This window comes from Microbacterium panaciterrae, assembly GCF_039541635.1.
GTDB classification, from domain to species: domain Bacteria; phylum Actinomycetota; class Actinomycetes; order Actinomycetales; family Microbacteriaceae; genus Microbacterium; species Microbacterium panaciterrae.
Map to the genome: position 1 here is coordinate 51,724 of NZ_BAABGP010000018.1, position 23,984 is coordinate 75,707.

The 23,984-nt window shown below is 67.4% G+C and carries 18 protein-coding genes and 3 pseudogenes; 11 read left to right on the forward strand and 10 right to left on the reverse strand.

Annotated features, from left to right (window positions below; genetic code table 11):
- Positions 1 to 15 precede the first annotated feature (15 nt).
- Positions 16 to 1,770 carry a glycoside hydrolase family 35 protein gene (locus ABD882_RS12940; protein ID WP_345187568.1) on the forward strand — a complete coding sequence of 585 codons (1,755 nt, stop codon included), beginning with the start codon at positions 16 to 18 and terminating at the stop codon, positions 1,768 to 1,770.
- A 3-nt stretch (positions 1,771 to 1,773) separates the two neighbouring features.
- Here the strand turns inward: ABD882_RS12940 and ABD882_RS12945 are convergent, their stop codons facing one another.
- The gene (locus tag ABD882_RS12945; protein ID WP_345187571.1) at positions 1,774 to 2,970 is read right to left on the reverse strand and encodes a LacI family DNA-binding transcriptional regulator; all 1,197 of its coding nucleotides are present in this window, start codon (positions 2,968 to 2,970) and stop codon (positions 1,774 to 1,776) included.
- Positions 2,971 to 3,056: 86 nt separating this feature from the next.
- On the opposite strand from ABD882_RS12945, the gene ABD882_RS12950 reads away from it, so the two are divergent.
- The 4 genes and pseudogenes from ABD882_RS12950 to ABD882_RS12965 form a co-directional block, all read left to right on the forward strand.
- Positions 3,057 to 4,391 (forward strand): Gfo/Idh/MocA family protein, encoded by a 1,335-nt coding sequence (locus ABD882_RS12950; protein WP_345187573.1) that lies wholly within the window; start codon positions 3,057 to 3,059, stop codon positions 4,389 to 4,391.
- On the forward strand, positions 4,388 to 5,293 hold the full coding sequence (locus ABD882_RS12955; protein WP_345187575.1) for an NAD-dependent epimerase/dehydratase family protein: 906 nt from the start codon (positions 4,388 to 4,390) through the stop codon (positions 5,291 to 5,293). The genes ABD882_RS12950 and ABD882_RS12955 overlap by 4 nt, the downstream gene beginning before the upstream one ends.
- Positions 5,294 to 5,303: 10 nt before the next feature.
- Positions 5,304 to 6,202 (forward strand): annotated as a pseudogene (locus ABD882_RS12960) (5-dehydro-4-deoxyglucarate dehydratase).
- A gap of 74 nt (positions 6,203 to 6,276) precedes the next feature.
- Positions 6,277 to 6,555 (forward strand): annotated as a pseudogene (locus ABD882_RS12965) (mandelate racemase/muconate lactonizing enzyme family protein); the annotation flags it as partial.
- A 59-nt stretch (positions 6,556 to 6,614) separates the two neighbouring features.
- On the opposite strand, the gene ABD882_RS12970 reads toward ABD882_RS12965, so the two are convergent.
- Entirely contained in the window at positions 6,615 to 7,376 is a 762-nt protein-coding gene (locus tag ABD882_RS12970) for a DUF6807 family protein (protein WP_345187577.1), read from the reverse strand.
- A 73-nt stretch (positions 7,377 to 7,449) separates the two neighbouring features.
- Here ABD882_RS12970 and ABD882_RS12975 point away from each other — a divergent pair, with 73 nt between their 5' ends.
- Together ABD882_RS12975 and ABD882_RS12980 are read left to right on the forward strand one after the other, a co-directional pair.
- A complete protein-coding gene (locus ABD882_RS12975; RefSeq protein WP_345187579.1) occupies positions 7,450 to 8,124 on the forward strand; it encodes a rhamnogalacturonan acetylesterase in 675 nt (224 codons plus the stop codon).
- A gap of 22 nt (positions 8,125 to 8,146) precedes the next feature.
- Entirely contained in the window at positions 8,147 to 9,475 is a 1,329-nt protein-coding gene (locus ABD882_RS12980; protein WP_345187581.1) for a Gfo/Idh/MocA family protein, read from the forward strand.
- 135 nt (positions 9,476 to 9,610) lie between these two features.
- Here ABD882_RS12980 and ABD882_RS12985 read toward each other — a convergent pair whose 3' ends face one another.
- From ABD882_RS12985 to ABD882_RS13015, 7 genes are all read right to left on the reverse strand, one after another.
- Positions 9,611 to 11,188, reverse strand: coding sequence for a right-handed parallel beta-helix repeat-containing protein (locus ABD882_RS12985; protein WP_345187583.1), 1,578 nt, complete (start codon positions 11,186 to 11,188; stop codon positions 9,611 to 9,613).
- Positions 11,189 to 11,267: 79 nt separating this feature from the next.
- Positions 11,268 to 13,982: an exo-rhamnogalacturonan lyase family protein gene (locus tag ABD882_RS12990; protein WP_345187584.1), complete on the reverse strand. Its 2,715-nt coding sequence runs from the start codon at positions 13,980 to 13,982 to the stop codon at positions 11,268 to 11,270.
- Positions 13,979 to 14,632: a DUF1961 family protein gene (locus tag ABD882_RS12995; protein ID WP_345187586.1), complete on the reverse strand. Its 654-nt coding sequence runs from the start codon at positions 14,630 to 14,632 to the stop codon at positions 13,979 to 13,981. The genes ABD882_RS12990 and ABD882_RS12995 overlap by 4 nt, the downstream gene beginning before the upstream one ends.
- A complete protein-coding gene (locus ABD882_RS13000) occupies positions 14,629 to 15,510 on the reverse strand; it encodes a carbohydrate ABC transporter permease (RefSeq protein ID WP_345187588.1) in 882 nt (293 codons plus the stop codon). Before ABD882_RS13000 ends, ABD882_RS12995 begins: the two co-directional genes overlap by 4 nt.
- Positions 15,510 to 16,481: an ABC transporter permease gene (locus ABD882_RS13005; protein ID WP_345187590.1), complete on the reverse strand. Its 972-nt coding sequence runs from the start codon at positions 16,479 to 16,481 to the stop codon at positions 15,510 to 15,512. The genes ABD882_RS13000 and ABD882_RS13005 overlap by 1 nt, the downstream gene beginning before the upstream one ends.
- 60 nt (positions 16,482 to 16,541) lie before the next feature.
- Positions 16,542 to 18,104, reverse strand: a complete 1,563-nt coding sequence (locus tag ABD882_RS13010; protein ID WP_345187591.1) for an extracellular solute-binding protein — start codon at positions 18,102 to 18,104, stop codon at positions 16,542 to 16,544.
- The gene (locus ABD882_RS13015) at positions 18,101 to 18,778 is read right to left on the reverse strand and encodes a YesL family protein (RefSeq protein WP_345187593.1); all 678 of its coding nucleotides are present in this window, start codon (positions 18,776 to 18,778) and stop codon (positions 18,101 to 18,103) included. The genes ABD882_RS13010 and ABD882_RS13015 overlap by 4 nt, the downstream gene beginning before the upstream one ends.
- A 214-nt stretch (positions 18,779 to 18,992) precedes the next feature.
- On the opposite strand from ABD882_RS13015, the gene ABD882_RS13020 reads away from it, so the two are divergent.
- On the forward strand, positions 18,993 to 20,753 hold the full coding sequence (locus tag ABD882_RS13020) for a glycoside hydrolase family 35 protein (RefSeq protein ID WP_345187595.1): 1,761 nt from the start codon (positions 18,993 to 18,995) through the stop codon (positions 20,751 to 20,753).
- A pseudogene (locus tag ABD882_RS13025) lies at positions 20,753 to 20,929 on the forward strand (aldehyde dehydrogenase (NADP(+))); the annotation flags it as partial. The gene ABD882_RS13020 and the pseudogene ABD882_RS13025, both read left to right, overlap by 1 nt.
- 237 nt (positions 20,930 to 21,166) lie before the next feature.
- Here the strand turns inward: ABD882_RS13025 and ABD882_RS13030 are convergent.
- Positions 21,167 to 22,195: a LacI family DNA-binding transcriptional regulator gene (locus ABD882_RS13030; protein WP_345187597.1), complete on the reverse strand. Its 1,029-nt coding sequence runs from the start codon at positions 22,193 to 22,195 to the stop codon at positions 21,167 to 21,169.
- A 134-nt stretch (positions 22,196 to 22,329) separates the two neighbouring features.
- On the opposite strand from ABD882_RS13030, the gene ABD882_RS13035 reads away from it, so the two are divergent.
- Positions 22,330 to 22,773, forward strand: coding sequence for an L-rhamnose mutarotase (locus tag ABD882_RS13035; protein WP_345187600.1), 444 nt, complete (start codon positions 22,330 to 22,332; stop codon positions 22,771 to 22,773).
- The gene (gene rhaI / locus ABD882_RS13040; RefSeq protein WP_345187602.1) at positions 22,770 to 23,936 is read left to right on the forward strand and encodes an L-rhamnose isomerase; all 1,167 of its coding nucleotides are present in this window, start codon (positions 22,770 to 22,772) and stop codon (positions 23,934 to 23,936) included. The genes ABD882_RS13035 and rhaI overlap by 4 nt, the downstream gene beginning before the upstream one ends.
- The last annotated feature ends 48 nt before the right edge of the window (positions 23,937 to 23,984 follow it).

The window sequence follows — 23,984 nt, forward strand, 5'->3', positions numbered from 1 at the left end:
AGGCGAGACCACACGATGACGTCGCGATTCGAAATCGGCGAGACCGACTTTCTCCTCAACGGTGAGGCTCACCAGATCATCTCAGGTGCCATGCATTACCCCCGCGTGCATTCCGGACTATGGCGCGATCGGATCCGCAAAGCACGTCTCATGGGACTCAACGCGATCGAGACCTACATCCCATGGAATGCGCACGAGTCTGTGCGCGGCGACTGGCGGGCCGACGGCGACCTCGATCTCGGCCGGTTCCTCGACATCATCCACGACGAAGGCATGAACGCGATCGTGCGCCCGGGGCCGTACATCTGCGCCGAATGGCATAACGGCGGTCTACCCACATGGCTGACCGGGGACGAGTCGCTCGGGCTGCGCAGCAGCGATCCGCGCTACCTCGCCGCGGTGACCGCTTACCTCGAACGAGTCAATGCGATCATCGCCCCGCGGCAGATCGATCGCGGCGGCAGCGTGATCCTGGTGCAGATCGAGAACGAGTACGGCGCCTACGGATCCGACAAGGCCTATCTCGCCGAACTCATCCGCGTGACTCGCGCCGGAGGCATCACGGTGCCGCTCACTCGGGTCGACCAGCCGATTTCGCACATGCTCGAAGGTGGCGCTCACGAGGGGTTGCACACGACGGGATCCTTCGGAAGCCGGATCGACGAACGCCTCGCAGCGCTCCGTGAACATCAGCGCACCGGTCCGCTCATGTGCATGGAATTCTGGTGCGGCTGGTTCGACCACTGGGGCGAGAAGCATCACACCACATCGGTCGCCGACAGCGCCGCGGATCTCGATCGCCTGCTCAGCGCCGGTGCCTCCGTGAACATCTACATGGTGCACGGAGGGACGAACTTCGCACTCACCAACGGCGCGAACGACTCAGGACGGTATCTCCCGCTGGTGACGAGCTACGACTATGACGCACCCATCAGCGAATCCGGCGATCTCACCGACAAATTCCACGCCTACCGCGAGATCATCTCCAAACATGCCCCGGTACCCGAGGTGCCCTTGCCGACCGCAACAGATGCGCCGGCCCTCACCGTGCGACTCGAGGCCGTTTCGGATCCGCTCTCGCTCATCGCAACGCATCGCGGCCCGTTCGACGCGCCGCCGACGATGGACGAGCTCGGCTCCGATGTCACACTCGTCGAGTACGCGGTCACAGCTCCGGGGACCGGCCTTCTCGAAGCCGAGGTCCGCGACTACGCATGGGTTCTGCGGGACGGGCGCCCGGTCGGCCGCCTCCAGCGGACCGTCCAAGACGACACCCTCGCGCTCCCCGCCGGCCAGGAGCTGCGGCTGCTCGTCGAGGAGACGGGCCGCGTGAACTACGACACGCGAATCGGCGAGGCGAAGGGGATCATCGGTATCCCGTTGCTCAACGGAACTCCGGTCGACGGACCATGGACCGTGCGCACCTTCGACGTCTCGGCGCTCGCGAAGTCCCTCTCCGACGCTCCTGTCGACTTGACAGCCATCTCCGGCGGGCGAGTGACGGGTCCGGTCGCTCTCCGCGGCCGGTTCCATCTCGACGAATCAGCCGATCTGTTCCTGGCGACACATCGCTGGGGCAAGGGGTACGCCTGGGTAAACGGATTCTTCCTCGGCAGATATTGGCGACGGGGGCCGCAGCGCACGCTTTACGTGCCCGGGCCGGCGACGCGCCGCGGGGTCAACGAAGTCGTGATCCTGGAACTCGAAGGTGCAAGCGACGCCAGCGCGCGCTTCGTCTCCCGTCCCGACCTCGGGCACGAGGTCGAGTAGCGCTCATCCGAGCGGATGCTCCACCATCGGGGCTGCCGCCTTCTCCGCGCCCTGAACCGGAGCCGTGCTCGCGCGCACGACCAACCGCGGCCGGAAATAGACCGGATGCCGCGCACTGTTGCCTGCGAGCAGGCTGGACATCTCCACCCACGCCTGCTCCCCGATGTCCTCGGCGGGAACCGACGAAGTCGTCAGCGGAGGGTTCGTGTATTTCGTGAACGGGATGTCGTCGAAGCCGACGATCGACAGATCGTCGGGTACGCGCAGACCTCGCTCGGTCACGGCGCTCAGCAGTCCCATAGCAACGAGATCGTTGTACGCCAACGCCGCGGTGGCGCCACTGTCCAGGACGGCATCGACGGCTACCGCGCCGTCCTCGAAACCGACTCCGCACTCGAGCGCCTGCACGTCGACATCCTCGTGGGCGCGACGGAATTCATCGACGGCGACCAGTCGGTTGCGGTTGGATGCGCTTCCCGGCACGCCCGAGAGGAACACGAAGCGCCTGTGCCCGAGGCCATAGAGATGCTCACCCAGTTCACGCAGAGCGCTCCGATAATCCGCCGCCACCGTGGGAACCCCGGCACTCGACTCGCGATTCACGAGGACGACGGGCTCCAGGCTCGGCAAGAGCGCATCAAGCTCGCTCTGCTCCATACGGGGCGCGCAGAGCACAAGTCCGTCGGAGCGACGGCGGCTCTCCACGGCGAGCACGCCCTCTTCTGCGACGGCCTCCGCGGAATCGGCGATCAGGACGTGGTACCCCTGCCGCTTCGCAGCGCGGCTCAGACCACGCAAGATCGCTTGGAACGTCGGGTTCCCCAGATCCGGGACCACGACGGAAACCGTCTGGGTCCGCCCCAGCACGAGGCTTCGCGCGAGCGGGCTCGCGTGGTAATTGAGAGCCTTCGCCGCTTTGCGCACGCGAGCCGCGAGAACGGGGTCAACCGTCGGGTTCTGGTTCATCACCCGCGAGACGGTCGACAGTGACACCCCCGCGCGTTTCGCCACGTCGACGATCTTCGGCGGCTTGGTCGAGGGATGCGGATCCACGGAACCTCCTTGCTGCACGCGTGCGGGTCTCGGAACATAGTAGCGCCCCGGGTAGAAAACGGTTTCCATCGCAAACCTTCGCGTCAAAGCTCTGTCTGCTCCCTCCTGCTGACGCGTCTCTCCCGGAGCGCACCCGGACGCCGTCATCTCTGCGCACCCCTTCCACGATGTGCAGCTATGCTAGGGTCTCAGAAAACGTTTCCTGATCGTCGGAACACAGAGAAATCAATGAGATGACCAAGACGAAATACGCCCTCATCGGAGCGGGACATCGCGCGGAGATGTACGTCGACGCGATCCTCGGCACGCATCGAGACAGCGCAGAGCTGGTGGCGCTGTGCGAGCCGAATCCGGTACGTGCCGCCTACTACGTCGATCGCATCGAAGCCGCAGGCGCATCTGCGCCCGCTGTCTACGCGCCCAGCGATCTGGAAACGATGATCGATGTGGAAGGTGTCGAGCGAGTGATCCTCTGCGCTCGGGACGACCTTCATGCGGAGCTCATCGTACGTTCGCTCGAAGCGGGCGCGAATGTCGTGGTGGAGAAGCCGCTGACCATCGACGCACCGAGTGCCGCTCGGATCGAGGATGCGATCGAGTGCACCGGAGGCGAGGTCGTGCTGACTTTCAACTATCGATACTCGCCGAGGAACTCGGCGCTGCGCCAGGTCATCCAGGACGGATCGATCGGCGAAGTGACGTCGGTCGAATTCTCCTGGATGCTGGACACGAATCATGGTGCGGATTACTTCCGACGCTGGCATCGCGAAAAGGTCAATTCCGGTGGGCTCCTGATACATAAGGCGAGCCATCATTTCGACCTGGTGAACTGGTGGATCCACTCCCGCCCCACGCGCGTCTTCGCGTCGGGCGGGCTGCGCTTCTATGGCGCGGAGAACGCTGCACGACGCGGTCTCGGCACGCGCCCGGAACGTGGCACCCATGACGACCCGGACCCGTTCGAACTCGATCTGCGCACGGATCCGCGTCTCGCCGCGCTGTACCTTGCTGCCGAGCAACACGACGGCTATCTACGGGACCGTGATGTCTTCGGCGATGGAATCACGATCGAGGACAATCTCGCCCTCGTGGTCGACTACGCATCCGGCGCAACCATGTCTTACTCTCTCAACGCGCACTCGCCCTGGGAGGGATACCGCGTCGCTGTGAACGGGACCCGCGGACGCGCGGAGCTCGAAGTCGTCGAGCGCAGTGCGGTCCTGGCGAACGGCGACCTGCACCCTTCGCTGGATCCCAGCCTCTCGGGTTCCGACGGCGGGGACCACATCCGCCCTGAGGGGGAACGACTGGTGGTGCAGGGCCACTGGCAGGCGGCCCATGAAGTTCCGATCGTGAGCAGCGCGACGAGCGGGCATGGCGGCGGCGATGCGCTCCTGCTGGCCGACGTCTTCGAGAGCGTCTCGACCGATCCGCTCGGCCGTGCCGCCGACTGGACCGACGGGATCCGCTCGATCGCCGTCGGCATCGCCGGCAACAGATCGCTGGAGACCGGAAGCGCGGTGTCGACCGCTGACCTCGGGATCCGGCTTCTGGAGCTCGAGCGATGAGGATCGTCGTTTCCGGCGGATCTGGCCGTCTCGGGCGGCCTCTGGTGTCGGATCTGGCCGCCATCGGTCACGAACTCATCTCGCTCGATCGCACGCCGATCGCCGCACTCGATCAGGACGGCATCGTCCAAGTCGAGGTCGATCTCGCCGACGGCGCGGCCGCTGAGCGGGCGTTGAGGGACGCCCGTGCGGATGCCGTCATCCATCTGGCCGCGATAGCCGTGCCCTTCAGCGCCCCCGAAGAGACGATTCTTCGGACGAATGCGACTCTGGCACTCACCGTTCTCGGAGGCGCGGTCCGCGCAGGCATCCCTCGCGTCGTAGCCGCCTCGAGCCCCACCGTGCTGGGCTATGGCGCGCCGCAAGGATGGACGCCGAAGCGCCTGCCTCTCGACGAGAACTCCCCCGCGCAGCCATGGAACGCGTACGCCCTCTCCAAGCTGCTGATCGAGCAGACGCTCGACATGCTGCGCCGAGAGGCAGGGGAGCGCATCCGGTTCGCGTCGTTCCGCCCGTGCTACGTGATCGCCCCCGAGGAGTGGGCGGGAGCCCCGACGCAGCAAGGTCACACTGTGCGTGAACGCCTCGATGATCCCGCGCTCTCCGCGCCTGCGTTGTTCAACTACGTCGACGCCCGGGATGTCGCGGCGTTCGCGGACACGCTGCTCACCGGAATCGAGGACATTCCGAACGGCGAGGTCTTCCTCGTCGGGGCGGCCGATGCCCTCGCTCGTGAGCCGCTCAGCGAGCTCCTTCCGAGATACCACCCTGGGACGGCAGGGGCTGCCTCTGCTCTGACCGGGACTGCTCCGGCGTTCTCTTCGGAGAGGGCCACAGCTCTCCTCGGCTGGCATCCCACACGCAGCTGGCGCAGCGAGCTGGCTCTGACATCCGCTTCCTGAGAGGACGCACATGGACTTCCACGGGATCCTTTTCTTTCCGGTCACACCCTTCAACCCGGACGGCGCACTCGCGCATGAGACGCTTGCAGCGCACGTCGAGACCGGCATCGCGAACGGCGCTGGTGCCGTCTTCCCCGCATGTGGAACGGGCGAATACCATGCCTTGTCGGCCGCGGAGGCTGCCGCGGTCACGCGCACCGTGACGACGACCGTCGCAGGCCGGGTCCCGGTGATCGCGGGTTCTGGCGGAGTGCTGGGACACGCGATCGAGGTCGGACAGGCGGCTGCCGCAGCGGGAGCCGATGCCCTTCTCGTACTGCCGCCGTACCTCGTCTCCGGTACGCAGGACGGTCTCGTCCGCTACGTCGAACGGATCGCGGAAGCGGCAGAGCTGCCGGTCATCGTCTACCGCCGAGGCAGCGCTCTGTACTCCGTCGACACGATGCGTCGCCTGGCGTCGAACCCGGCTGTGGTCGGCTTCAAAGACGGAGTGGCGATATCGGCACGACGCAGTCGATCGTGCGTGCGGTTCACGAGGTCGGACGGAGCGACTTCGCATTCTTCAACGGTCTGCTCACCGCGGAGCTGAGTCAGGGCGCGTACCGATCGATCGGCGTCCCGCTCTATTCATCGGCCACGTTCGCAATGGCGCCGGACATCGCGAACGCCTATTACCGTGCATATGTCGACGGTGATGAGGAGCGCCGACTGGCACTGCTGGACGGCTTCTATCGTCCTCTCGTCGACCTGCGCGACGAGACACCAGGGTTCGGCGTCTCGCTGATCAAGGCGGGGCTGCGTCTTTCCGGGATCGAGGTCGGATCCGTGCGCGAGCCGCTCGTCGACCCGACGCCCGTTCAAGAGGCACGCCTCGTAGAGATTCTCGCGTCGGGCCGGGACCTGCTTTGACATCCATCGTTCGACTGTCGGCCCGACTGCAGCGCGTGCCGCTGGCAAGGCACTGGGGCACCGACGTCACATCCGTGGGAGTCATCGCCACGCACGTCGTCCGCAGCGACGGCGCAGACGGCTGGGGATTCTCATGGACCCCCCAGATCGGGGCAGAAGCTGTCGCAGCATTGCTCCAGAACGACATCGCCCGCGCTGCAGTCGGTCGCCCTGCGAGGCCCGGAGTCGCGTGGCAGGGATTGTGGGAGCACCTGCACGAAGCCGGCGGCGGCGGAATCACCACCATCGCTCTCGCAGGCCTGGACCTCGCGCTGTGGGATGCAGAAGCGCGACAAGCAGCCGCACCTCTTTCCACCGTGCTCGGATGTCGCCGCGAACGCGTCCGCACGTATGGATCCGGAGTCAACCTTCACTATTCGCTCGAGGAGCTCCTGTCGCAGGTCCGCAGGTGGATCGATGCCGGGTTCGGCGCGGTCAAGATCAAGGACCGCCCGAGGAATCCCATCCATTCGTGCCGCTGCCCACGAATCTCGGCGCCGGATCCGGATCCGACGGCGGTCAGCAGCGTCCCGTCCGTGAACGAACGAGGCCCCCGCCAGAAGAGGCCACCGTAGCCCGCGTTCTCCCGCCCCTTCGTCGTGGGTGAGCCGAACCTGACCGATGCTCTGTGAACGTTGGTCATCGCCACCTCGAAAGTGAACGCCCACCCCGACTCATCCAGCACCTGCGCCGTGATCCTGCGTCGCTCGTCGAACAGGTGCACCCCCGACTCGGTGCTCCACCGCACATTATGGCCGATCGAGACGACCCCGTCGCGCACCGAGACTTCCGCTGTGCCGATCACGGCCTGTGTGCCGTTGTTCGGCAGTTGCACGTAGCCCTCACCGTGCACGTAGGTCGGCCCGCCCCAGAAGTTCTCGGCATCCACCACCGGCAGAGACCAGGCGATGCCTTTATGCCACACGTGGTCCCACGGGCGGAACAGGCTGACCACTCGGCCCGCCCTGGTGCGGATCGGATCGAGGTACGGCTTCGGCGATTCGAGCACGCGAGTGTCCGGCGCGATGACGTAGCGGAGCAGCTCGACGTCGCCCTCGCGCACCGCGATCGCCACGGGGTCGGTCGTATCAACAGTCAGGATGTCCGCCGCGACGGAAAGCGCTTTCTCTGACATACTCCCATGGTACCGACCGATCAGACGAAATGGAAAGGACGGATCCGCGAGCGCGGATCCAGAAGGAGCGGAGATGACGTACCACCTCGCGGGAGATTCGACCGTGGCCCCGATGAGCCCGGAGGAGTCGCCGATGGCCGGCTGGGGTGAAGCGCTCCCGGAATCCGTCGACGCCCCCGTGCGAAACCTGGCATTCGGCGGGGCGACGACCGAATCGTTCCTGAGCACAGGCCGCTGGGGCGAACTGATCCGCGAGGTGCGCGCGGGGGACACCGTTCTGATTCAATTCGGGCACAATGACCAGAAGCAGCCGCACCTGCTCGCCGCGCGCGGCGGCTACACGGATCGCCTGCGCCGCTTCGTCGCCGAGACCCGCGAGCGCGAGGCGACGACCGTGCTGTGCACGTCCTGCGAGCGCCGCTGGTTCGACGGCGACCGGATCACCCCGACACACGGCGACTACCCGAACGCGGTGCGCGACCTGGCGCACGAGCTCGACGCCGGGCTGATCGACCTCACCGCGTTCACGACCTGGCTGTACGAGGATCTCGGCCCGGACGGATCCGTCGCACTGCTCTCGCACTTCGCACCCGGCGAGACCGCCGCGTGGCCGGAGGGCCTCGTCGACGACACGCACTTCCGCCTCGACGGTGCCCGCCGTATCGCCGCCTTCGTCGGCCGCTCGCTTCGCGCCCTGGAGCGGCGCGACGGCGACGAGTCGGCGAAGGGATCGTTGCTCGTGCACTGAGTGCGCGACCGTCAGGAGGATCATGACCACCCGATATGCCCTCGCCGGCGCCGGCCACCGCGCCTACATGTACATCGATGCGATCACCGGCGCCCATTCCGATCGTGCCCGGCTGATCGCCGTCTGCGAGCCCAATCGGGTGCGGAGGGACGCGGCCGTGGCGTTCGTCGCCGAACGCGGGTTCGACGCACCGAGCAGCTGGACGCCGGATCGGCTCGAGGAGATGATCCGCGCCGAGCGGATCGACCGGGTGATCATCACCGCGCGCGACGATCTGCACGCGGAACTCATCGTGCGCGCACTCGACGCGGGCGCCGACGTCGTCGTGGAGAAGCCGCTGACGATCGATGCCGTGCGGGCCGCCACGATCGAGGAGGCGGTCGAGCGCACCGGTCGGCGCATCGTACTGACCTTCAACTACCGATACGCGCCCCGCAACAGTGCGCTGCGCCAGGTGATCCAGGATGGGCGGATCGGGCGGGTCACCTCGATCGACTTCTCCTGGATGCTGGACACGAAGCACGGCGCCGACTACTTCCGGCGATGGCACCGCGAGAAGAAGCACTCGGGCGGACTGCTGGTGCATAAGTCCAGTCACCACTTCGACCTCGTCAACTGGTGGATCCGACAGCGTCCGACCCGCGTGTTCGCCTCCGGCGCTCTGCACTTCTACGGCGCGGAGAACGCCGCCGCACGCGGCCTCGGCGAGCGCCCGGCGCGCGGCACGCACGACGGCTCACACTCGCCGTTCGAGCTCGACCTGCGCGACGACCCGCATCTGAACGCTCTCTATCTCGCTGCCGAGGGTCACGATGGCTATCTGCGCGACCGCGACGTGTTCGGCGAGGGCATCACGATCGAGGACAACCTCGCCGTGATCGTCGACTACGCCGACGGCGCCACGCTGTCGTATTCGCTGAACGCGCACTCGCCCTGGGAGGGCTACCGCGTGGCCGTGAACGGCACCGAGGGACGCGCCGAGCTCGAGGTCATCGAGCGCGGCGCCGTACTCGTGGACGAGGGGCTGCATCCCGTGCTCGATCCCAGCGCCATCCATGCAGACCGGGTCGGATCTCTGCGCCCGCAGGGCGAACGGCTGCTCGTGCAGCGACACTGGGGGGAGGCCGTCGAGATTCCGATCTCGAACTCTGCCGGCGGGCACGGCGGCGGAGACGCGCTGCTGCTGCGCGACGTCTTCGAAGGCCCTGGCGTGGATCCCCTCGCTCGGCCCGCCGACTGGACCGACGGAGTGCGCTCGATCGCGGTCGGCATCGCCGGCAACCGGTCCCTCGAAACCGGCCTGCCCGTCGGCGTCGCGGAGCTCGGCGTCCCCTTGTTGGCGCGCCGCTGACCCTCATCGAGCGCGCACCAGCCGCCTCCACGCGCCGCAGCACATCCTGCCCGCAGCTCGGCGCGCGAGACCACGGTGTCCGCGGACTCGTAGTGGTCTCACGCGCCGAGCCCCGGTTCCAGGGGCCGGCGAACCCTACGCCGTGAGCGTGTGCGCCACCAGGGTCAACGTCACCGCCGCGTAGTCGCTGACGTGCTTGCCGGATTGAGCGCCGAGCTCGTTCAGGAAGGCGCCGAGCTGATGGGCCCGCAGCTTCGCGACGAGGCTGTCGGCGATGTCCTGAGCGTCGACGTCTCCCGATTGGGCGTACACACCGACGAGCTTCTGCAGCGTGGCATATGCATCGCCCTTGTCGGCGAGGTAGCCCAGTCCTGCTTTCTGCGCCGCGGAGCCGTTGACAGGCTTCAAGAAGTTCACCTCGGGAAGGCCGCCGTCCGGCTTCCTCGGCCCGGCGAGCTGCTGCATGTCGAGGCTCTCGAAGTCGGAAGCGCTCAGGTCGAGACCGCCGTTCAGCGTCCACGAGTTGTTCGTCTCGTTCGCGGCCGGCGTGTCGTCGTTCATCGTCAGCGGTCCGGTGAATGCGAGGTTGTTGCGCAGCACCTCGCGGTACCCCGCGATGTTCTCCGGGCTCGTCGGGCTCACGCGCTCCAGCATGTTGAAGTCGGCACCGTAACCCGGCTTGTCGCCGGTGTTGTTGATCCAGTAGGCCGACTGTCCCGGCTGGTGGTTCGCGTAGAAGTTGTTGGCGCCGTTGTCCGCAGCGAGAGAATCGATGACGGTGTGCAACGGGATCGGATCCGGCAGCCCGCTGGTCGCATACGCGAATCCGCCGACCTTGAAGCCGTTCTGGTCGCCGACGCCGTTCTGGTTGCCGTGCTGACCGAAGGACCAGCTGTCGATGTAGGCGACCCGGCCGTGCGACGAGATGCTGTCGAAACCATCGTCGCTGTTGTGCCACGAGCGGTCGCCGATGAACCACACGTTCTTGGCGTGCGCGCCGAATCCGTCCGTGTTCCCGGCCGCAGTCGCCGTGGGACCGATGTTGTCGTGCGAATCGCTGTTCAGCACGACCCCGGTACCGTCCATCGTGTAATAGAACCCGTTCGCCTCATTGCCGTAAGCGGCCATGTCGACGAAGTTCGCACCGCCCGCGATCCGGAACGCCTCGGACTGCTTCTGCGCCCCGACCTTGACACCGGTCACGTCGAATCCCACGAAGTTGACATCTGTCACGTTCGTCTGAATGTAGAACGCGGCGACGCGCTGATCGGTCGGCACCGCGCTGAAGTCGAACACCGGCCGAGCGTCCCCCGGGTAGGCCTCGTAGGTGATCCCGCTCTTGGAGATGGGATTCACGTAGTGGTAGACGTTCTCGAACGGGTTGTCCGTCTCAGGAATGGTGAAGTCGTTGTAGACGCCCCCGCGGATGTACACCACATCTCCCGCCGATGCGGCAGCCTGTGCCCGCAGCAGCGTCTTGAACGGGGCATCCTTCGTTCCGGGGTTGCTGTCGTCGCCGGTGGGCGAGATGTAATAGGTGTGCGAGTTCGGCGAGGTCGCGTTCGTCAGCACCTTCAGCACCGAGAGAGCCGATTCCCCCGGCTCGCCCGCCGGTTCGGTCGGATCAGGCGCCGCTGCGTGGGCCGCGAGCGGTGTGAGCAGAAGTCCCGCGACACAGATGCCGGTGACGGCGATGCTTTTGATGCTTCTCAAGATCATTTCTCCTTTGAATGTGGGTACGTGTCACTGCGCATTCGCGACCGCCGATCGCCGGCTGCCGGCCGTCCGGCCGTCAGGCTCCCGCTTCGCCGTGCGGGAGATACTGGCCGATCAGCGCCAGGTTCTGGATGGCCGCGAGTCCGTACTGCGCGGCGTCGTTCGTCGACACCGTCGGCGCCTCGTCGACCGCGTTGAGCACGAACGGCGGCCGGATCCGCTCGGCACGGAAGTCGCGCCGATGCACGAGCCACTCCCCCGCGCCCTCGAAGGCCGCCCAAGCGCGTTCGGCCTGTGCGGCTGCCTGCTCCGGGTCGTCGGTGTGCGCAGCGACGAACGCTGTCAGCCGACTGTGCGCCTGCTCGAGGTGGATCCCCTCAAGCGGTGCGCCGACGGCAGCGGTCTGCTCCTCGGGAGTCGCGAGGTACAACCGGCAGTAGTCCAACCACGCGTCTCGGAACCCGGGCACCTCGACCAGTGAGAGCAGCTCGCTGACGATCTCCACGAGGCCGAACACGGCACTGAGATGCGACACGGCGATGCGATCGCGGCTCGTGTCGAACCGCCCCGCCTCCAGGTCGTACAGGGCCTCGCCGGTGAGGAAACCGTGCGGCAGCGCGCCGATGTCGGCCATGGTGCCGAGCAGGCGGTCACGGGAGCGCTCGTTCCCGGTGCGCTCCCAGTCGGCCAGCCAGGTCGCGGCCAGAGCGCCCCAGTCTGTGCCGAGTCCCACCGCCAGCGCGTCGGGATCCGGCCGGTAGGTCGCCGCGTCCGTGCGGACCTTGCGGGTCGGATCGGTGTCGAGGAAGCGCCGATCGCTGTCGCGCAGCTCTGTGAGCAGGTCGCCGACGCGCTCGTCCGCCGTGAGGTAGTGGAAGTAGCGGCGATACGCGGGGCTGGAGATCCGCAGCTGTTTGGCGCTGCAGCCCCAGTGCTGCACGTTGTGCCGCGATCCGAGCCCTGCCCACCGGCCGAGGTGGTACACGTCGACCTCACCGGTGTGCCGGGTCATCGCCTCGGCGAGGCGGAAGACGTCGGCCCGTCCGGTGCGCAGGTACGAGGTCCACAGCCACAAGTCGGGCGAGAGCTCGCTGTTGTCCCACGCGTAGCCGCCGACGTCATAACGCCACACGTGCCGGTCTGCGTCGTACGCGTGCATGACGTCGCCGTAGTTCCAGAAGCCGTACCATCGACGCTGATCGACCTGGCCGAGGTAGAACTCGAGCAGGAAGTCGATGCTGTCCTCGATGTCTGCCCGCAACGGAGTGGACCGGTCCACCGGACTCCAGTCGCCGAACACCCCGGCCGCCTCCACCTGCGCGATCGTCGGCTGCAGCAGCGGTGGATTCTGCAGCGCGGCGACCTCGACGGCGACCCGCTCGACGGCGGGCGTGGCGCCATACGCGAACAGGGTCAGCTCATGCGTGCGCGCGATGCCGTGCGCGTCGCCGAACCCGGGCTCGTAGTCCTCGTACGTGATCTCCAGACCCTCGAGCTGGGTCTCGAAGTCGTCCTGGCCGAGTCCGTCGTGATAGAACCGCATGTCCATCGGGGCAGCGTCGGGCGCATGCAGCCACGTCGTGACCGTCGCGTCGGATCCGGCGGCGTCCCGCACGTCCAGCCGCCCGGGGAAGGACTGCCAGAAGGAGCGCACGCCGATGCCGAGGCCGCCGGTCGCCGCATCCGTGACCGCGACGTAGCCCTCGCTGCGTGTGCCGGCGCCCGCATCGATCCAGGCGTGTCCGGCCCGGGTGCGCTTGCGCAGCGTGAACCCGTCGGCACTGAGCTGGCTGAGCGAGAAATCGTTCCAGGCCGGGATGAGCTCCAGCCGCGCCGACACGCGATGATCCCAACGGTCCGACGACGGCAGCACCTCTCCGCGGATCTGCGCGGCTCTGATCTCGGCGCCCGGGTCGCGGCGCAGCCCGGTGATCCCGCGCACGGCCTCGGAGAAAAGCCCCCCGCCAGCCCCGGCAAGACGGACATGGCGATCATGTACGGGCGATCGCAGCGGCACCGTGGCGGTGAGGCCGAGCCCGGCGAGGAAGTCACGCTCGGCATCGCCGTCCCAGATGAACGAGTGCACGATCCGGATCTGATCGGATCCGGCGACGATCACGAAGCGCACCGTGAACGGGAGCCACTCCCGCCTGCTGCTCGGCTCGCGGTGATGTCCGGTGACCTTCACGACGGCGCGCACGGGACCTGCTTGCTCCACGACGACCTCGTCGACGACCGACGCCGCCGGCACGCGCACGCCGCCGAGCTCGTCGATGCCCTCCTGCCGCAGGCTCACCAGCCGCACATCGCGGGCGATGACGGATGCGCCGTGCCGGATCCCGCGCACGAGCGCTTCGCCCCCGGCCTCGCCGAACGTCACACGCAGCCGATCGGAGACGATCACGACGGGGCCATCGCCCGCGTTCTCCTCCTGGTGCACCCGGCCTCTCGGGTCGTCGTCCTCGCGCTCCCCGGACTCCGCCCGCGGCTCGGTGATGACGAGCTCGTACTCTGCAGGCTGGCTCCGGGCGCCGATCGCAGCGCCCACCCACTTCAGTGAGCCGTCCGGCCAGGTCGCGAGCGGCCAGAACTGCGCCGGTTCTGTGCCCCCGTCGACCGCACGCAGTCGCAGCCGCGCGATGTCGGTGAGGGTTCCTCGCTGCAGCGGCGTCCCCCAGGTGCATCCTGCGGGCAGGGCGACGGGCGGCGCGCCGTCGAGCCAGCGCAGCTCCAGCGCAGGGACGGCCTCCCCGGCGACGATGGATCGAGCGGCGGGAGCGGTACCAGTCATAGCGAGAAGACCTCCAGGTTGCGGTAGCGGGCGACGAGCGGGGACATCTGCCGGAACCCGATCCGGCCGGCGCCGACCGGAGCGCCCGTGCTCTGGTCGTCGTGCCACGAGAACAGCGGCAGTCCGTCGATCCCGAAGCGCACGTCGTCGCCGTCCTTGACGAGTTCGACCTGGTAGAACGCTCCGCGCGCATCGATCGCCGGCGGCAGCGGATCCGCCCCCTGCGTCACGAGATGGAAGCCCGGCGATTTGCGCAGGTTACAGGTGTGGAACGCGCGCTCGCCTTCCCAGCGCCGACGGAAATACGACACGTGCAGGGCGCGGATGTCGCTGGAGTGGTACTGCGGATAGGCGCCGTCGCGGGGCAGGACTCCGTCATCGAAGATGCTCCCGCCCGCCGAAGACGCCGCACCGAAGAACAGCATCGCGAGACCCGGCTCGGCGACGGGCGAGAACTCCCAGCTCACCCGGATCCGGTCCCCGAACTCCTCCGGGCACCAGAAGGTGAAGTGGTCGTCATCCCCTCCCGCGGACGACAGCTGCAGGGCGCCGTCGACGCTCTCGGCCCGCACCGGGCCCTCAGCGATCCAATCCGCGACCTGCGCCGCAGTCGCGAGTGGATTGGCGTATACGCGCACTCCGGCCGTCATCCCTTCACCGAGCCGATCAGCATGCCCTTGGCGAAGTGCTTCTGCAGGAACGGATACATCAGCAGGATCGGCACCGTCGCGACGACGATCACGGCGAACTTGATGCCTTGCGCAGGCGGCAGCTCGCTCATGTCGCCCTGGACCATGGAGAGATCGGTTGCGACCGTGACCTGACGCAGGAACATCTGCAGGGTCCACATCGACGAGTCGTTCAGGTACAGCAGCGGTGACATGAAGTCGTTCCAGATGCCGACCGCGTAGAACAGGGCGAAGGTCGCGAGCACCGGCTTGGACAGCGGCAGGATGATCCGCCACAGCGTCTGCAGCTCGTTGGCGCCGTCGATCTTCGCCGACTCCTCGAGCTCAGCCGGCAGCTGCTGGAAGAAGTTCTTGATGATGATCAGGCTGAACGGATTGATCGCCGCGGGCAGGACCAGTGCCCAGTACGTGTTGAGCAGGCCGAGATCCTTCACGACGAGGAAAGTCGGGATCATGCCACCGCCGAACACCAGCGTCACGACGACGAGCCCCATGATCACCCTGCCTCCCGGCAGATTCGCCTTGGACAGCGGGTAGGCCATGGCTGCGGTGAGCAGCAGCTGGATCGCCGTGCCGACCACCGTCACGAGGATCGTCGTCACGATCGCACGCACGAACGCCGGCGAGGTCAGGATCGACTCGTACGCCTTGAGGCTGAACGTGTCGGGCCAGAGGAAGAACGAGCGCGTACTCAGCTCGGACTCGGTGGCGAAGGAGCCGGCAAGCACGTAGAGGAACGGGACGAGGGCGACGACGCCGACGAGCAGGAGCAGCGCGACGTTGAACACGTCGAACACGCGCCCGGCGGGGGTGTTGAAGCGGAAACGTTCGCGAGCCATCAGAAGACTCCGTTCTGGGTGAAGCGCTTGGAGAGCCAGTTGGCGCCGAAGATCAGCACCACGCCGACGACGGCCTTGAACAGGCCCACCGCTGTCGAATAGCTGTAGGAGCCTTGCGTGATGCCCATGAAGTAGACGTAGGTGTCGAACACGTCGGCGACCTGGCGGTTCAGCGAATTCGTCATCAGATAGATCTGCTCGAATCCGGTGTTGAGCACCTCCCCCATCCGCAGGATGAGCAGCACGACGATGGTCGGCCGGATCGAGGGCAGCGTGACGTGCCAGACCCGCTGGAATCTCCCTGCGCCGTCGATGATCGCTGCTTCGTACTGCTCCTGATCGACCGTGGCCAGTGCCGCGAGGAAGATGATCGTGCCCCAGCCGGTGTTCTTCCAGATGTCCTGCAGCACGATCAAGGGCCGGAACCAGCCGGGGTCCGTCAGGAAGTCGATGTGGGTGCCGAGCACGCTGTTGATGAGCTGGAAGAGCGGCCCGAGATCGAGCGCGAACAGCAGATAGGTGAGCGAGGCGACAACCGTCCACGACAGGAAATGCGGGATGTAGATGAGCGTCTGCACGCTGCGCTGGAGCACGGTGACCCGTAGCTCGTTCAACAGGATGGCCGCGATGATCGTGATCGGGAAGCAGATCAGCAGACTGAGCGCGGCGAGGATCAGCGTGTTCGCCAGGAGCCTCCCGAAGTCAGGGCTCGCGAAGAAGGCCTCGAAGTGCTTGAGCCCGACCCATTGGCTGTCGTTGATGCCGAGGAAGGGCACGTAGTCCTTGAACGCGATGATCGCGCCGTACATCGGCCCATAGCGGAACAACGCGAAGTAGACGAGGCCGGGCAGCAGCAGCAGATACAGCCACTTGAACTGGCTGAAGTGCACACGCACGCCCTTGCGGCGCTTGCGACTCGGCACAGTGAGCACCTCGGTGACGGCGATGTTCGACTCGCGGGTGAGCGTCATGGCGCCCCCTCTCCTGGTGGGCTGCGGGGGCGGAGCGACGTCCGCCCCCGCAGCGGCCGATCACTTGCTGTTGGCCTTGTAGAGCTTGTTGATCTCGCTGATCACGGCGTCACCACCGCTCGAGCGCCAGCGCGCGATCGCGTCGGTGAGACCCTTCTCGTCGATCTGCCCGGCGATGTACTGGATCCGCGCATCGGACACGATCGTGTCGAGCTGCGCGCCCTGCGCGGTGTAGGTGTCGGAGACGTACGGTGCGGCGGGGTTGAACACCGCGTGCGCGAGGTCGGAGTCTTGGATCTTCAAGCGCTTGTCATACATCTGCTGCTCGTAGTCCGAGGCCTGCTTGGGCAGCAGCCCCTGGAACCCGGTGACGTTCGTGCCGAGCTGGGCATAGCTGCTCACGTCGTCCTTGAGCGTCGGGGAGACACCGGGAACGGCGACGGCGAGCTTGTCCTGCACGGTATAGGTCTGACCCTCGATGCCGTTGTTCAGGATCTTTCCCGCCTCCGGCGAGTTCATCTTGTTCAGGACTGCGAGCACGCCGCGCAGCTGCTCCGCGGTACGCACCTGCGTCTTCGGGATCGCGAGGAATCCGCTGTAGCCCGCGGTGGGCAGCGCGTTGAGCGTGCCTGACGGCGACTCCAGGTTGCCCGTGATCTCGATGTAGTCCTGATAGTGCGCCGGGTCCTTCTCCTTGAGCAGGCTCATCAGCACCGCGGCGCGGGACTGCACGTCGATGATGATGCCGCCCTTGCCGTTCAGGAACGGCTCGTTCCATTTGGCCGAGTCGAACGTCGCATAGTCGGGGTTCACGAGACCATCGCTGACGAGCTTCTTCTCGAACTGCACGGCCTTGAGCCACTCGGGCTGCATGAAGCTCGGCTCGAGCTTGCCCCCGGACGACTTCTTCCACCCGTTGCCGGCGCCGAACCAGGTCTCGATCGCGTCGTATGGGCTGTTGCTGCCGATCCCGCCCGGCCACTTGGGGATGATGAGGCCGTAGGTGTCCTTGACCCCGTTTCCGTCGGGGTCGTCGTTCGTGAACGCATCGGCGATCTTGTAGAGGTCGTCCACCGTCTTCGGCACCGAGAGCCCCAGCTTCTGCAGCCAGTCCTTGCGGATGATCACGCCCTCGCGCATCGTGTCGCGCGCGCGGTAGATGCCGAACACCTTGCCGTTGATCGAGGAGGCCGCCTGCACGTCGGGCGACGTCGTCTTCAGGTTGGGATAGTCCGGCAGATACGAGGTGAGATCCCAGAAGGCACCGGCCTGTGCGTTCTTGACGAATCCCGGCGTCTTGCCCTGGATCACCATGACCTGCGGGATGGAGTCCCCGGCGAGCGTGATGTTGGTCTTGTCCTCGTAGGAGGCGTTCGGCACCCAGTTGATCTTGAGACTGACCCCGATCGACTTCTCCAGCGCCTTCTGGATCTCGTTGCCCTCAGCAGGAGCATTGGTGGTCAGGAACGGCGCCATGATCGACAGCGAGGTGAGTTTCGCCGAACTCCCGGTGGCGGCGCCCTGCCCCGATCCCGAACATCCGGCGAGCGCGAGCGCACCCGCTGCGGCGACGGCGAGGCCGGCCAGGGCCCTGCGATGGACGACTGCTCTGAGATTGTTCATATCTGCTCCTTTGCGTGAACGTGCGTCGGTATGGAAATGGTCGGGACGGCCGCAGACAGCCGCCGCTCGTTGGCGTCGAAGAACCCGATGCACAGCGCCGTGCTGAGCATGAGCCAGGCTCCGACGCTGAAGAACGGCAGGATCCCCGGCACGAAGAAGGTCGCGATCACGATGGCGGCTGCGGCGACGGCCAGCAGCAGCGCGTGCACGAGGTTGCCCAGGAGCCACCGCGACGTGGTGATCAGGTAGCGCCCGAGCGGCAGCTCGTAGTGTGCGTAGAGCGGCGCGAGCGTGCTGCAGAGCAGGAATGCGAAGGAGAAGCAGAGCGCACTGATCACGGTGCCTGCCGCTCCTGCACCACCCATCCGCGCGAAGGCGACCGTGCTCGCCGCGAGCAGCGCGCATACGGCCATCGGCGGAGCGAGCACCAGGTTCGCCCGGCCGAATTCCGCGGCCCAGACCGCGGGGAACTCGCGCCAGACGCGTACGACGTCCCCACGCAGCCGCCGCCGGATCAGGACGACCGCCGCGATGGTCGCGGGCGCCGTCCCGAGGACGACGAGGCCCGCCGCCGCAAAGATCAGCCAGAGCAGATTGATGAGGGCGGCGAACAGCACCCCATCGCACGCGGACTGCGCGCGCAGCGCCCAGGAACCGCCCCCCGAATCACGCATCTGTCGTCTCCGTTGATCGTCTTGATGCATCGCGCCTGCCTCGGCACCGCGCGGGCGCACCCTCACGGGAATGCGCTTACCGAAACAATATCTCGCACTATGAAACGTGTCAAAGCATTATTTCGTGAGGTCCCATCCCGCGTTGGCCGGGGCGCCCTTCCGGCACGCGAGAGTTCGCCGCGAAAAGGAAAGCGCTTACCGTACACTCGTTGCCATGACCTCCCGCTTCCAGATCGGCGAGACCGACTTCCTCCTCGACGGTGCGCCGCATCGGATCATCTCCGGTGCCATGCACTACCCGCGCGTGCATCCGGACCTCTGGCGGGACCGGATCCGCAAGGCGCGCCTGATGGGCCTGAACGCGATCGAGACGTACGTCGCCTGGAATGCGCACGAGCCGGTCAGGGGGCACTGGCGCGAGGACGGCGATGTCGACCTGGGTCGGTTCCTCGACATCGTCGCCGAGGAGGGCATGCACGCGATCGTCCGACCCGGCCCGTATGTCTGCGCCGAGTGGCACAACGGTGGCTTGCCGACCTGGCTCACGGCCGACGAGACGATTCGGCTGCGCAGCAGCGACCCGCGGTACCTCGCCGAAGTGACGGCGTACCTCGAGCGCGTGAACGCGATCGTCGTGCCGCGGCAGATCGACCGCAACGGCAGCGTGATCCTGGTGCAGATCGAGAACGAGTACGGCGCCTACGGATCCGACACGGCGTACCTCGAGACGCTCGTGCGGGTGACCCGCGCCTGCGGCATCACCGTGCCGCTGACCCAGGTCGACCAGCCAATCCCGCACATGCTCGAGGGCGGAGCGCATCCCGAACTGCACAAGACCGGATCCTTCGGCGGCCGGGTCGACGAACGCCTCGCGACACTGCGTGAGCACCAGCCGACGGGCCCGCTGATGTGCATGGAGTTCTGGTGCGGCTGGTTCGACCACTGGGGCGAGAAGCACCACACCACGACGTTCGCGGACAGCGCCGCCGACCTCGACCGGCTGCTCGCGGCCGGCGCTTCGGTGAACATCTACATGGTGCACGGCGGCACGAACTTCGGCCTCACGAACGGCGCGAACGACTCCGGACGCTATCTGCCGATGGTCACGAGCTACGACTACGACGCGCCGATCAGCGAGTCGGGCGATCTCACCGAGAAGTTCCGCGCGTTCCGCGAGGTCATCTCACGCCACGCTCCCGTGCCCGACGAATCGCTGCCGGAACCCGCCGACGCCCCGGCGTTCGCGGTCCCGCTCGAGGCGGTGCCGGATCCGCTTGCACTCGTGGCGACGGAGCGAGGATCCTTCGCCACCCCGCCGTCGATGGACGAGCTCGGATCGGATGTCGTACTCGTGGAGTACACGGCGCGTGCGCGGGGGGCCGGTGTGCTGGAAGCCGGGATCCGCGACTACGCGTGGGTCACCCGGGACGGACGTCCCGTCGGGCGTCTGCAGCGCACGATCGGCGACGAGGCGCTGACGCTCCCGGACGGCACCGAGCTGCGCCTGCTCGTGGAGGAGTCCGGCCGGGTCAACTACGACACGAAGATCGGCGAGGCGAAGGGGTTGATCGGCGCCCCGCTACTCGACGGCGCGCCACTCGTGGGGCCGTGGCAGGTGCGCACGTTCGACGTGGCCGGGCTGGGCACCGCGATCTCCGCGGCGGGCCCGGAGTCCGGCTCCGGCTCGATCGTGCAGGGGCGCATCGCGGGACCGGTCGGGCTGCGCGGGTCCTTCACCCTCGACGCCGCAGCCGACCTGTTCCTGGACACACGCGGCTGGGGCAAGGGCTACGCCTGGGTCAACGGCTTCTTCCTCGGCCGGTACTGGCGGCGCGGCCCGCAGCGGACGCTGTACGTGCCGGCACCGGTCACCCGGGTCGGGCACAACGAGGTCGTCCTGGTCGAGCTCGAAGACATCGTCGACGCGACCGCGCGGTTCCTCACCCGCCCCGACCTCGGTCACGACGTGGAGTAGGGCCCTGGCCGGCGACCGCCTCCCTGCACACCTCGGTCGGAGCGACCGCGATCCGCCGGTTCCTGCGGCCGGTCGCTTTCCAGGACGCCCCCGCCCGGTTGCTGCCCGACGTGCTCCGCGATGAGGCGCTCGCGCATCTGCCGCACCGCCGCAACGGCGTGCTCGTGGTGCCGTAAGCGGGGCGACCTCGGAACGCCGAGACGCCCGGCCGGAACGGATCCGACCGGGCGTCTCGCCTCTTCAGGGAGCGCGTCAGAAGTTGAACTTCGGGGTTCCACAGGCGAACGAAGTGACGGTGCCCGTACTCGCGCATCTGGTTCGGGGGGCCCGGGCCGATCGCCGACATTCACCGAATCGTGACCTGCCGATACCAGCGCGCTGCTCGTTCGAAGGCGGCCGCGCGCCGCCCGTCGTCAGTTCGCGGAGACCCCGGCCGTCGACTCCCGCACCACGAGCTCGGGGCGGTAGCGGATCGTGCGCTCCCCCGCGCCCTCGGGTTCGGCCAGCAGCAGATCCACCGCCGTCCTGCCCAGCATCCGGGCGGGCTGGCGGATCGAGCTCAGCGGAACCACGGTCGAGGCGGCGAAGTCGATGTCGTCGTAGCCGATCAGCGCCACGTCCTCGGGCACGCGCACTCCGCTGCCGGCGAACGCGAGCGCCTGCAGCACGCCGACGGCGAGAAGGTCGTTCACCGCGAACACGGCGTCCGGCCGATCCTGCGCCAGGCGGATCCGCTCGCCGACCTCACGACCCTCCAGCACGGTCAGCGCGGCGACCTCGATCACCTCGAGCGTTGCATCGGAATGCTCCGCCACGGCGCGCCGGGCGCCCTCCAGGCGGTCGGCCACCTGCGGGATCGAGGCGGGGCCGGCGACCACCGCGATCCGCCGGCGTCCCCGCTCGAGCAGATGCGAGACCGCGAGATAGCCGCCCTCGACGTCGTCGACCGAGACCGAGCGGAAGGATTCCTCCGGCATCTCCCGGTCGACGAGGATCACGGGGATCCCGGCCGCGTCGAGTCGGCGCAGCGCTGCGAGATCATCCGAGACGGGGGTGATCAGCACGCCGAGGACGCGCTGCTCGCGGAACAGGTCGAGGTAGGCGGACTCGCGCTCCGGCGACTGATCGGCCCCGCCCAGCAGCACGACCAGGTTCTCCTCCGCAGCGCGCTGCTCGGCGCCGCGGGCGACCTCGGCGAAGAACGGGTTGCCGACGTCGAGCACGACCAGGCCGATGCTGCGGCTGCGCCCGGCGCGCAGCTGCCGGGCGGCGTCGTTGCGCACGAACCCGAGCTCCGCGATGACCTGCTGCACGCGCTGCACGGTGGCGGGCGAGACCTTGTCCGGATGATTGAGCACATTCGACACGGTGCCGACCGACACGCCGGCGGCGACGGCGACGTCCTTGACGCTGACCACGATGCTCCCTCTGGATCGATTCATCTGGACCCTATCGGGATCCGGACGCCGCGTGATGCCGACACCGCGGCGATCCGGTCCGCCGGACCGATGCTTGCACCGCGGATCCGCATGCGCTACTTTGTCTTGAAACGATTCATTACCGTCGAGGGATTCCGATGACGACCCCGCCTGCACCCACCCAGCGCCGATGCTTCGAGCTGCGCATCCGGCCCGAGCTGATCGACGACTACGTCGCCCGGCACACCCCGGTGCGCGCGGAGATGCTGGCCGAGATCGCCGCGAGCGGCCGGCGCAACTACTCGCTGTTCCTCGCCGAGGGCGGTCGCCTGATCGGCTACTACGAATGCGACGACGACGCAGCGGCCCAGGCATACCTCGCGGCGTCTCCGATCGCGGCGCAATGGGAGTCCGAGATGGCGCCCTACTTCGTCGGACTCGAGGGACGGCCCGATCAGGCCGCGACGCCGCTCCGCGAGATCTTCCACCTGGCCGACCAGCTGGAGGCGGCCACCGGATCCGCCACGGCGACCGGATCCGCCTCCCCCGCGACCACACCCACGACCCCGACGACCCCCGACGAAGGCAGCGCATCATCATGACCACGTTCTCCCCCACCACCGCCGACGCGCTGGCGCGGCAGGCGATCGAACTGCCGAGCTGGGCGTTCGGCAACTCGGGCACCCGCTTCCGGGTCTTCCCCACGCCCGGCACCGCGCGCGATCCCTTCGAGAAGATCGCCGACGCCGCCCAGGTGCACCGGCACACCGGCCTCGCCCCCACGGTCGCACTGCACATCCCGTGGGATCAGGTCGACGACTTCGGCGTGCTCCGCCGCCACGCGGAAGACAACGGCGTCGCGCTGGGCACCATCAACTCGAACACCTTCCAGGACGAGGACTACAAGTTCGGCGCCCTCACCCACGAGGACGAGAGCATCCGGCGCAAGGCGATCGAGCACCACTTCGCGTGCATCGACGTCATGCACGCGACCGGATCCCGCGACCTCAAGATCTGGCTCGCCGAGGGATCCAACTACCCCGGGCAGAGTGACATGCGCGCCCGGCAGGACCGGCTGCACGACTCGCTGCAGCAGATCTACGCGCGACTGGGCGACGAGCAGCGCCTCGTGCTGGAGTACAAGTTCTTCGAGCCGGCGTTCTACCACACCGACGTGCCGGACTGGGGCACGTCGTACGTGCAGGTGGCCGCGCTCGGGGACAAGGCGATGGTGTGCCTGGACACCGGCCATCACGCCCCCGGCACGAACATCGAGTTCATCGTGATGCAGCTGCTGCGCCTGGGCAAGCTCGGCTCGTTCGACTTCAACTCGCGCTTCTACGCCGACGACGACCTGATCGTGGGCGCGGCGGATCCGTTCCAGCTGTTCCGGATCCTCGTCGAGGTGATCCGCGGCGGCGGCCTGAACAACCCCGAGGTGGCGTTCATGCTCGACCAGTGCCACAACATCGAGGCGAAGATCCCCGGGCAGATCCGCTCGGTGCTGAACGTGCAGGAGATGACCGCGCGCGCGCTGCTGCTCGATCGGGAGGCGCTCGCCGCAGCGCAGACCGCGAACGACGTGCTCGCCGCGAACGCGGTGTTCATGGACGCGTTCTCCACCGACGTGCGCCCGACGCTGGCCGCCTGGCGCGAGTCGCGGGGCCTGCCGGCCGACCCGATGGCCGCCTACGCCGCATCCGGCTATCAGGAGCGGATCCAGGCCGACCGCGTGGGCGGAACCCAGGCCGGCTGGGGCGCCTGACCTCCTCCCCTCCCTCGAGTCGTCCCCGTCAGCGCACCCCCTGGCCTC

Coding starts and splice junctions, on each gene's coding strand:
- ABD882_RS12940 (WP_345187568.1), top strand. CDS start 16: ATGACGTCGCGATTCGAAATCGGCGAGACCGACTTTCTCCTCAACGGT.
- ABD882_RS12945 (WP_345187571.1), bottom strand. CDS start 2,970: ATGACGGCGTCCGGGTGCGCTCCGGGAGAGACGCGTCAGCAGGAGGGA.
- ABD882_RS12950 (WP_345187573.1), top strand. CDS start 3,057: ATGACCAAGACGAAATACGCCCTCATCGGAGCGGGACATCGCGCGGAG.
- ABD882_RS12955 (WP_345187575.1), top strand. CDS start 4,388: ATGAGGATCGTCGTTTCCGGCGGATCTGGCCGTCTCGGGCGGCCTCTG.
- ABD882_RS12970 (WP_345187577.1), bottom strand. CDS start 7,376: ATGTCAGAGAAAGCGCTTTCCGTCGCGGCGGACATCCTGACTGTTGAT.
- ABD882_RS12975 (WP_345187579.1), top strand. CDS start 7,450: ATGACGTACCACCTCGCGGGAGATTCGACCGTGGCCCCGATGAGCCCG.
- ABD882_RS12980 (WP_345187581.1), top strand. CDS start 8,147: ATGACCACCCGATATGCCCTCGCCGGCGCCGGCCACCGCGCCTACATG.
- ABD882_RS12990 (WP_345187584.1), bottom strand. CDS start 13,982: ATGACTGGTACCGCTCCCGCCGCTCGATCCATCGTCGCCGGGGAGGCC.
- ABD882_RS12995 (WP_345187586.1), bottom strand. CDS start 14,632: ATGACGGCCGGAGTGCGCGTATACGCCAATCCACTCGCGACTGCGGCG.
- ABD882_RS13000 (WP_345187588.1), bottom strand. CDS start 15,510: ATGGCTCGCGAACGTTTCCGCTTCAACACCCCCGCCGGGCGCGTGTTC.
- ABD882_RS13005 (WP_345187590.1), bottom strand. CDS start 16,481: ATGACGCTCACCCGCGAGTCGAACATCGCCGTCACCGAGGTGCTCACT.
- ABD882_RS13010 (WP_345187591.1), bottom strand. CDS start 18,104: ATGAACAATCTCAGAGCAGTCGTCCATCGCAGGGCCCTGGCCGGCCTC.
- ABD882_RS13015 (WP_345187593.1), bottom strand. CDS start 18,778: ATGCGTGATTCGGGGGGCGGTTCCTGGGCGCTGCGCGCGCAGTCCGCG.
- ABD882_RS13020 (WP_345187595.1), top strand. CDS start 18,993: ATGACCTCCCGCTTCCAGATCGGCGAGACCGACTTCCTCCTCGACGGT.
- ABD882_RS13030 (WP_345187597.1), bottom strand. CDS start 22,195: ATGAATCGATCCAGAGGGAGCATCGTGGTCAGCGTCAAGGACGTCGCC.
- ABD882_RS13035 (WP_345187600.1), top strand. CDS start 22,330: ATGACGACCCCGCCTGCACCCACCCAGCGCCGATGCTTCGAGCTGCGC.
- rhaI (WP_345187602.1), top strand. CDS start 22,770: ATGACCACGTTCTCCCCCACCACCGCCGACGCGCTGGCGCGGCAGGCG.